Annotated in this window: 6 protein-coding genes and 1 pseudogene; all 7 read left to right on the top strand. The window is 72.7% G+C overall.

Annotated features, from left to right (window positions below):
• A partial coding sequence (cydC, locus tag KS423_RS30620) for a thiol reductant ABC exporter subunit CydC (protein ID WP_224283027.1) occupies nt 1-1,078 on the top strand: 1,078 nt, incomplete at its 5' end.
• Nucleotides 1,079-1,138: 60 nt separating this feature from the next.
• Complete coding sequence (locus KS423_RS30625; protein WP_224283028.1) at nt 1,139-2,950, top strand: GAF domain-containing sensor histidine kinase; 1,812 nt, start codon at nt 1,139-1,141, stop codon at nt 2,948-2,950.
• Between the two features lie 179 nt (nt 2,951-3,129).
• On the top strand, nt 3,130-3,543 hold the full coding sequence (locus tag KS423_RS30630) for a DUF1508 domain-containing protein (RefSeq protein ID WP_224283029.1): 414 nt from the start codon (nt 3,130-3,132) through the stop codon (nt 3,541-3,543).
• Nucleotides 3,533-3,937, top strand: coding sequence for a hypothetical protein (locus KS423_RS30635; protein WP_224283030.1), 405 nt, complete (start codon nt 3,533-3,535; stop codon nt 3,935-3,937). Before KS423_RS30630 ends, KS423_RS30635 begins: the two co-directional genes overlap by 11 nt.
• 413 nt (nt 3,938-4,350) lie before the next feature.
• Nucleotides 4,351-5,394 (top strand): substrate-binding domain-containing protein, encoded by a 1,044-nt coding sequence (locus tag KS423_RS30640; protein ID WP_224283031.1) that lies wholly within the window; start codon nt 4,351-4,353, stop codon nt 5,392-5,394.
• 106 nt (nt 5,395-5,500) lie between these two features.
• On the top strand, nt 5,501-6,088 hold the full coding sequence (locus KS423_RS30645) for a hypothetical protein (protein WP_224283032.1): 588 nt from the start codon (nt 5,501-5,503) through the stop codon (nt 6,086-6,088).
• A 306-nt stretch (nt 6,089-6,394) separates the two neighbouring features.
• Nucleotides 6,395-8,719, top strand: a pseudogene (locus tag KS423_RS30650) (hypothetical protein); the annotation flags it as partial.

Here is an 8,719-nt window from a genome sequence, read left to right on the forward strand (position 1 = left end):
CCGCTCAGCCGCCACCACGGCGCTCGGCACCGGGCTGATCGCGCTGCTCACCGGCCTGACCGTGGCCGCCGCGGCCGCCGTCGGCGTCCAGGGGGTGCGCGACGGGGCACTGGCGCCGGTCTGCCTGGCGGTGGTGGTGCTGACCCCGCTGGCCGCCTTCGAGGCCGTCACCGGGATGCCGCTCGCCGTCCAGGCCCGCCAGCGCAGCCGCGCCGCGCAGGCCCGGCTGGACGAGGTACTGAACGCCCCCTCGCCGGTGACGGAGCCGGCCGAACCGGCGGAGCTCCCCGGTCAGCCGCTGCCCGTCGCGGTGCGCGGGCTGACCGTGCGGCACCCCGGGCAGACGGTGGACGCGCTCGCCGGCGTGGACCTCGACCTCGCCGCCGGCCGCCGGATCGCCGTGGTCGGTCCGTCCGGCTCCGGCAAGACCACCCTCGCCCAGGCGCTGCTGCGCTTCCTGGAGCCGAGCGCCGGGACGGTGAGGTTCGCCGACGGCCGTCCGCAGGCCGTGGACAGCCGCGCGCTGGCGGGCGAGTCCGTCCGCCGGGTGATCGGGCTCTGCGCCCAGGACGCCCACGTCTTCGACAGCTCGCTGCGGGAGAACCTGCGGCTGGCCCGGCCGGGAGCGGAGGAGGGCGAGCTGCGCGCCGCGCTGGCCGCCGCCCGGCTGCTGGAGTGGACCGAGAGCCTGCCGGACGGCCTGGACACCATGGTCGGCGAGCACGGCGCCCGGCTCTCCGGCGGCCAGCGCCAGCGACTCGCGCTCGCCCGGGCGCTGCTCGCGGACTTCCCCGTGCTGGTCCTGGACGAGCCCGCCGAGCACCTCGACCTGCCCACCGCCGACGCCCTGACGGCCGACCTGCTGGCCGCCACCGAGGGCCGCACCACCGTGCTGATCACCCACCGGCTGGCCGGGCTGGACGACGCCACGGTGGACGAGGTGCTGGTGCTGGACGGCGGGCGGGTGGCCGAGCGGGGCCGCTGGTCGGAGTTGGTGGCCGACCCGGACGGGCGGCTGCACGCGATGTGGCAGCGGGAGCGGGAGGCGGACGGGCTGCTGGAGCCGGTGGGCCGCTGATCACGCGCCGCCGATCGCGCTGCCCTTCGGCTGAAAAGCGTACAAACGTAGGCTTTCTTCATGGACCCCACGCCGGACCTCCCCGAGGCCACACCCGAGCCGACACCCCATCGGGTGCCCGAGATCGCCTCGCTCGGACTGGACACCCTGGTCACCGAGGTCGCCGAGCGCCTGCAGTCGGCCGCCGCGGTCACCGACCGGATGCAGCGGCTGCTGGAGGCGGTGGTCTCGATCGGGGCCGGGCTGGACCTGCACGCCACCCTGCACCGGATCGCCATGGGCGCGGCCGAACTGGTCGACGCCCGGTACGCGGCGCTCGGCGTGATCGCCCCCGGCGGCACCGGCCTGGCCGACTTCATCCACGTCGGGGTCGACGACGAGACCGCCGCCGCGATCGGCGAACTGCCCGCCGGCCGGGGCATCCTCGGCGCCCTCATCGACCGCCCCGAACCGCTGCGGCTGACCGACCTCGGCGCCGACCCGCGCTCCTCCGGGTTCCCGCCGGACCACCCGCAGATGAGGACCTTCCTGGGCGTGCCGATCCGGATCCGCGCGGAGGTGTTCGGCAACCTCTACCTCACCGAGAAGAAGGGCGGCGGCGCCTTCACCCCCGAGGACGAACAGGTGGTGCACGCGCTCGCCGCGGCGGCCGGCGTGGCCATCGAGAACTCCCGGCTGTACGAGGAGGGCCGCCGCCGCGAACGCTGGATCGCCGGCGCCGCCGCCGTCGCCACCGCCCTGCTCTCCGCCGAGCAGGCCGAGGCCGCGCTGACCGTCGCGGCCGAACAGGTACGGGAGTTGGCGGACGCCGCGATCGGCATGATCCTGCTGCCGACCGGTCCGGAGGGCGGCGAGGGAGACGGCCAGATGCGGGTCGCGCACGCCTCCGGCGAGCTGGCCGAGTTCGTCCGCGGCGAGTTGCTGCCCAGGGAGAGCTTCGCGGCCCGACTGCTCGCGGGGGAGAGCGTCTACCTGGACGACATGTCCAGCGACCCGACCGTGGTGATGCGGCTCGCCCGCCGCTTCGGCCCGTCCATGGCCGTGCCGATGGTCGCCGCCGGGCGGGTGCTCGGCGGGCTCTGCGTCTGGCGCCCGCGCGGAGCGCTGCCGTTCACCGACAGCGAGAGGCAGCTCGCCCAGACCTTCGCCTCGCAGGCCGCGCTCGCCCTGCGGCTCGCCGAGGGCCAGCGCGACCAGCAGCGCCTGGCCGTCTTCCAGGACCGCGACCGGATCGCCCGGGACCTCCACGACCTGGTGATCCAGCGGCTGTTCGCCACCGGGATGATGCTGGAGAGCGCCGCCCGGCGGGCGGTCGTCCCCGAGGTGAAGACCGGCATCGGCAAGGCGGTGGACGAGCTGGACGCCACCATCCAGGAGGTCCGCACCACCATCTACGCCCTCCAGCACGACAACCACGGCGACGCGCCGGACACCCTGCGCACCCGGGTGCTGCGGGAGGCCAGCCAGGCCGCGGCCGCGCTCGGCTTCAAGCCCTCGGTGAGCTTCGTCGGGCCGGTGGAGAGCATGGTCGGCGAGAAGACCGGCCGTCAACTGCTGGCCGCACTGCGCGAGATGCTCTCCAACACGGCCCGGCACGCGCGCGCCTCCCGGGTCGGCGTGGAGATCGACGCGACCACCCGCCTGGGTGAGGACGGCCGCCCGGTGGGCGGTGACCCGGAGTCGCTGGACCAGGGTGGGCGGCCCGGCGTGCTGCTCACCGTGACCGACGACGGGGTGGGCATCCCGGAGGGCGGCCGGCGCAGCGGCCTGCTCAACCTCACCCGGCGCGCCGAGGCGCTCGGCGGCGACGCCTGGCACGAGAGCGGGCCGTACAGGAAGGGGACGATGGTGCGCTGGACGGCCCGGCTCTGAGCGTTCCGGGTCGGTTTCCGATCGGTTCCCGATCAGGGAAGCGTGAAAGTTAAACGAGAGAGAACTTCCCGACCAACAGCGCAAGTTGTGAACGTTCTGGGCTTTCGGGGCCTCTGTGTGCACACATAGCTTTGCTCCGCTCGGAGGGGAATCCGGAGGGCAACCGGACGGAGGGGGCAGTGAACGCTGCCGGCCGCGGTCACACCGCAGCAGGGGCAAGTCGAGGGGGGTTCCGCGCCGAACGGGCGGCGGACGGGCGCTACCGCTGGCAACTGAAGGCGCCCAACGGGCGGGTGGTCGCGATCACGTCGGCCGCGTTCGAGACGGTCGGCGAGGCCGAGCGGGGCTTCGACGGCCTGCGTGCCGTGGCGGCCGAACTCACCGCGCGGATCACCCATGTGCGGGAGGGCATCGGCTGGATCTGGGTCGTCCCGGGCTCGCGCGGTCTCCCCGAGGTGCGCTCCAGCCGCGCGTACGAGCGGTACGCGACCTGCCAGAACGCCTTCCGCCGGTTCGTGGTGCTGCTCTCCAAGCAGCCGACACGTGAACTCCCCGAGCCCGCAATGCCGTTGAGACGCGGCGATGGCCGCTGAGCGGCGCGGTCCGCGGCTGCTGATCGTGCCGGCGGCCGACCGCTGCCTCGGCTGGGCGCTGCGGGCCGCCAACGGGCGGCCGCTCGGAGTCGGTGTGCGGACCTACCGAAGTGAGGACGAACTCGCCGAGTCCGTCCGGGAGTTGCTGATCGAACGGGCCGCGCTGCGGTGTTCGGTCGGGCAGTCCGAAGGGCGTCAGTGGGTCTGGGCCGCCTACCTGCCGGTGCGCAGCACCCGGCCGGGGGCGGCCGACGCCGTTCCGGTCGCCCGCAGCGCGCGGGGGTACCTGCGGCGGGACCAGTGCCAGGCGGGGGTCGAGGGGTTCCTGGCCGGACTGCAGTGGGTGGGGCAGGAGTTGCGGCGGTCCGGGCGGGACGGCCGCCGGCCGCTGTAGGCAACCGCGGTCGCCGGTCGCTGTGGGGAACCGAATCGATGACGGTCCGTCGGTGACGGGCCGTCGTGCCGGCATGTCCGGACGCGGCGCCTCCACCGGATCTCCGTCCGTGCAGTTCCGGTGAAGGACGGGTTTCCGGCAACACCCCGAGCAGCCTCCTGGAGAAGAACGTCGACCGGGCTCGGAGACCCGGTAGTGCCCCTGTCGCGTGCACGCTGACCAGTACCTAAACCTCACTGAACCGATGAGTCGACATTCCCCGGCCGGACTCGACCTCTCTTCCGGCGGTACCTCCCCGCCGGACAGGATCGGCACTGCCGGCGAGGCCGCAGCGGACGCGGCCACCGGCTCCGAACTCCCGACCGGAGTACGGGTTCACGCGATGTACGTCTCTCCCCCGGAGGAAGAGGAACATGCGTAAGACCGCTGCCAAGCTGCTCACCGTCGCCGCGCTGGCGACCTCCGTCGCCACCGTCGCCGGCGGCACCGCCGTCGCCGACCCGGCCACCGGTGTCACCCCCCGCGCCATCGACATCGTGGGTGTCGGCTCCGACACCACCCAGTCGGTGCTGAACCAGCTGTCGGTCGACTACAACGCCTCGCTGACCGACCCGAACGCCCCCCGTCTGTACAGCTGGGACGCGACCGGCACCTCGCCGATCACCACCAAGACCGGTGCCACCTCGATCGACCGCCCGAACGGCTCCGGCGCCGGCGTCAAGGCCCTGGCGGTCAACACCTCCGCCACGGTCGACTTCGCCCGCTCCTCGCGCGGCCCGGCGGCCACCGACGCCCACGGCCTCGACTTCGTCGCGCTCGCCAAGGACGCGGTGACCTGGTCCGCCCAGGTGAACGGCAACGCCCCGGCGGCGCTGTCCGCGGCACAGCTCAAGGCCATCTACCAGTGCGACCCGGCCGCCCGTACCTGGAACCAGATCGACCCGACCAAGCCGGCCACCAACATCCTGCCCTTCCTGCCGCAGGCCAACTCCGGCACCCGCGCGTTCTTCCTGAGCGCGATCGGCAACCCGACCCTGGGCACCTGCGTGCAGGACGGTCCGGAGGAGAACGAGGGCACCGACAGCCGCCTGGGCGACCCGAACGTGATCTTCCCCTACTCCGTCGCCAAGTACCTCGGCCAGACGGTCGGCGGTCACGGCACCGCGACCGACGCCCCGGGCAACCTGACCCTGCGCAGCGTCGTCCTCGGCGCCAACCCGGTCGCCCCGGTGGCGAACGGCGTCATCAACGCCGCCTTCGCCAACTCCCCCTTCGGCCGCGTGGTCTACAACGCCGTCCGGGACACCGAGTGGACCGCCACCGACGCCCACGGCACCGCGCTGCGCGCGATCTTCGGCCCCACCGGCTGGATCTGCACCAACGCGACCGCCAAGGCCGACCTCAAGAGCTACGGCTTCCTGGTCACCCCGGCCTGCGGTTCCTTCGTCCAGAGCTGAACCACCCCGCACCACCCGGCGGCCACGGGCCTCGCGCCCGTGGCCGCCGGCCGTCCGACCGGTGTTCCACCAGCACCAACTCGATTCCTCTCCCAAGGAGTTCAGCATGTCCCGTACTTCCGCCCGGCTGCTGGCCGGCAGCGTCGCGGTCGCCCTCGCCGTGACCGGTCTGAGTGGTGCGGCCGCCGCCGACACCGCGCCGGCCGCGCCCACCGGCAACGCCGTGGCGACCGTGAGCACCGCCTTCGTGTCCTCCGCGGCGCAGAACGGTGTGGTGGTCCTCCCGCTGCCGGACGCGGGTGTCTCCTACAGCTCGGCCGACGGCCTCAAGGTCTCCTTCCCGGTGGCCGGCGGTTCGGTCAACCTCGTGGGCTACTACGGCGAGGTGCAGCTGGGCGGCAGCCTGCTGTTCATCGACTACTTCACCGGCAGGAGCGTGCGCTTCAAGCAGCTCGCGTTCAGCGCCGACAGCTGGCGGCTCACCGGCGTGCCGGAGGGCGGCACCGCGCCGGTCGAGCTGCTGGCGCCGGCCGGCGTGCTGCAGACCGCGAAGACCGGAACCACCCAGACGCTCAACGCGTCCGACTTCACGGTGGACGCCGTGGGCGCCCAGTACCTGGACACCAAGCTGAACACCACGTTCTTCACCGACGGCCAGTCCGTGGGCTCCTTCTCCCTGACGGTCAACGGCTGACGCCGTCCGACCCCGAGAGGCCCGCGCCGTCAGGTGCGGGCCTCCCCGTGTGGATCGCCCAATTCCGGCACGGAGTCGCCGCGTTGTGCCCTCGTACACGTGGGCGACCGGATCCGGCCATGTGCGGCGGGCCGAATGGACGTGTACCGGAATCGCCGGTCGCGCCCGCAGCCCGATCCCCCTCGCGCCGCGCACCCGGCGGCGCGGATCCGCACGGAGGTGCCCGTCATGAGAGTCCGATTGCCCGTCCGGAGAGAACCGGGGGGGTGGAGACGCCGGCTGCCGGCGATCGCGTCGGTGTGGTCGGTGGTGGTCGCGCTCGGCGTGGTGCCGATCGGCCTGGGCGCGGTGCCACCGGCCACCGCGGCGACCGGGTCCGCCAAGACGGTGAAGGGCCCGAAGATCTGGATCCCGGCGACCCAGTCGAAGGGGGACAACGGCAGCATCACCGTCTCCCAGACGAAGAACCTGACCAACCAGGTCGTCCAGGTGTCCTGGACCGGGTTCACCCCGACCGTGGACCCCTACGGCTCACCGGTGACGCTGACGCCCGTCCTCGACCCCAACGCCAGTTACCCGGTCCGGGTCTACCAGTGCCGGGGTGACGACCCCAAGATCACGGACTGCTACGGGAGCACGCTGTACAACGCGGACCCGGCGAAGGGCTTCAACCAGAAGAAGCCGGAGGCGGGTCTGACCACGCCGGACTTCTCCGTGAGCAACATGGTCATCGCTCCGACCGGCCCGGACGGTTCGGGGGTCGCGAACATCGAGGTCTGGACGTCGGTGCAGAGCCCGACGCTGGGCTGCGACGCCGACCACAAGTGTTCGATCGTGGTCGTGCCGAACTACGGCGGGGACAGCATCGCGACCTGGAACCCGGCGGGCGACGTCGACTGCAACAACCACGACTCCGACGTGTACAGCGACTTCGCCCCCACGGCGAGCGACAACGTCAACGCCAGGCTCAACGTCTGGAACAACATGGCGACCAGCGAGCAGTGCGCGTGGGACAACCACATCGCCATCCCGCTGGAGTTCGCGCCCACGCCGGCCGCGTGCAAGGAGCGGACCGCCGACATGACGCTGGCCGGTCTGGAGATGGCGAACCGGGCCATGCAGCAGTGGCGGGCCGGCCTCTGCCTGGGCGAGGCGCCGCTCGCGCTGCAGTACAGCTCGGCCGGTGGTGAACCGCAGGCCAGGGAGGACTTCCTCGGCGGCCGGAAGGACATCGCACTGACCGCCAGGCCGGACCGGCAGGCACCGCCGAGGCCGTACGTCTACGCGCCACTGGCGACGAGCGGCATCTCGGTGGTCTTCGTGGTGGACGATCCGAAGTCGGGCCGGCAGATCCGTGACATGAGGCTCAACGCGCGGCTGCTGGTCAAGATGCTCACCCAGTCCTACGCCCCGGACGGTGCTGACATCGCCTCCGTGCGGGGCAATCCGGTCTGCGTCTTCGCGGACCCGGAGTTCCAGAAGCTGAACCCCCTGCCCCCGGCTTCCGGCCTGGCCTGGCCGGGTTTCTGCAACACCGGCAACTCCAGCCCGACGGTGGTCGGCGGTACCACGGACCTGGTGTACCAGCTGACCTCGTGGATCGCGTCGGATCCGGACGCCGTGCGGTTCCTGGACGGCGAGGCGGACCCGTGGGGCATGCACGTGAACACCTACTACCTGCGTCCCGCCTTCTCCGGGTACCCGGTCGAGTCCTTCATCCGGCAGGACTCCTCGGGCATCGTCGGGGCCACCAAGGACCCGTTCGACCGGTGGAAGCAGTACGAGTGGAACCCGAACACGATGGGGCTGGGCGACATGGCGCGCAAGCTCCTGCAGAACACGCCCAACTGCACCGTCGCGACGGTCTCCGGTGACGGCACCCACGCCGCCTGCCCCGCCATGCAGAAGGGCGAGCGGACGCTGTTCACCATCATGGACTCCGGCCAGGCGAAGGCCTTCTCCCTGCCCGAGGCCCAACTGCTCAACCCGGCCGGACAGTTCGTCTCGCCGGACACCACCGGCTTCCAGGCCGCGGTGACGGACATGCCGACCGACCCGGCCACCGGCGTGCAGCAGCTGCCGTACGGCGTGGCCGACACGGCGTTCTCGCGGGACCAGCGGGCCTACCCGCTGACCACCGTGCAGTACGCGATGGTGCCCACCCAGGGCCTGTCGCAGGCCAAGGCGGGGGCGGTCTCCCAGTTCCTGAGGACGGTGACGACCAGCGGCCAGGTGTACGGCTTCGAGGCCGGCAAGCTGGCGGCCGGCTTCCTCGCGCTGACCGGCGCCCAGCGCCAGCAGGCGCAGGACGCCGCCAAGCACGTGGAGACGCAGGACGGCAAGCTGCCCGGCAACCAGGTCGCCCCGACGACTGCGCCGGCCGAGGGCGGCGAGGGCACGAGCGGCAACGGGGGCACCACGTCCTCCGGCTCCGGGGACGGTGCCGGCACCACCGGCGGTACCGGTTCCGGTGACGGTACGACCGGCGACTCCTCGTCCGGTTCCGGCCTCACCGGCGGCTCCTCCGGCGGTCTGACCGGCGGTTCCGACAGCACCGGCGGTACCGGTGCCGGGGCGGTCGCAGCCGCCGCGCCCGGCGCGAAGCCCGCCGGCACGCCGGGCGCGAGCGGC

This window comes from Streptomyces sp. LS1784 (assembly GCF_020103755.1).
Classification (GTDB): Bacteria; Actinomycetota; Actinomycetes; order Streptomycetales; family Streptomycetaceae; genus Kitasatospora.

What these genes read in the sequence shown, in the direction of transcription:
- KS423_RS30625 (WP_224283028.1), top strand. Translation starts at nt 1,139, where the DNA reads ATGGACCCCACGCCGGACCTCCCCGAGGCCACACCCGAGCCGACACCC.
- KS423_RS30635 (WP_224283030.1), top strand. Translation starts at nt 3,533, where the DNA reads ATGGCCGCTGAGCGGCGCGGTCCGCGGCTGCTGATCGTGCCGGCGGCC.
- KS423_RS30640 (WP_224283031.1), top strand. Translation starts at nt 4,351, where the DNA reads ATGCGTAAGACCGCTGCCAAGCTGCTCACCGTCGCCGCGCTGGCGACC.
- KS423_RS30645 (WP_224283032.1), top strand. Translation starts at nt 5,501, where the DNA reads ATGTCCCGTACTTCCGCCCGGCTGCTGGCCGGCAGCGTCGCGGTCGCC.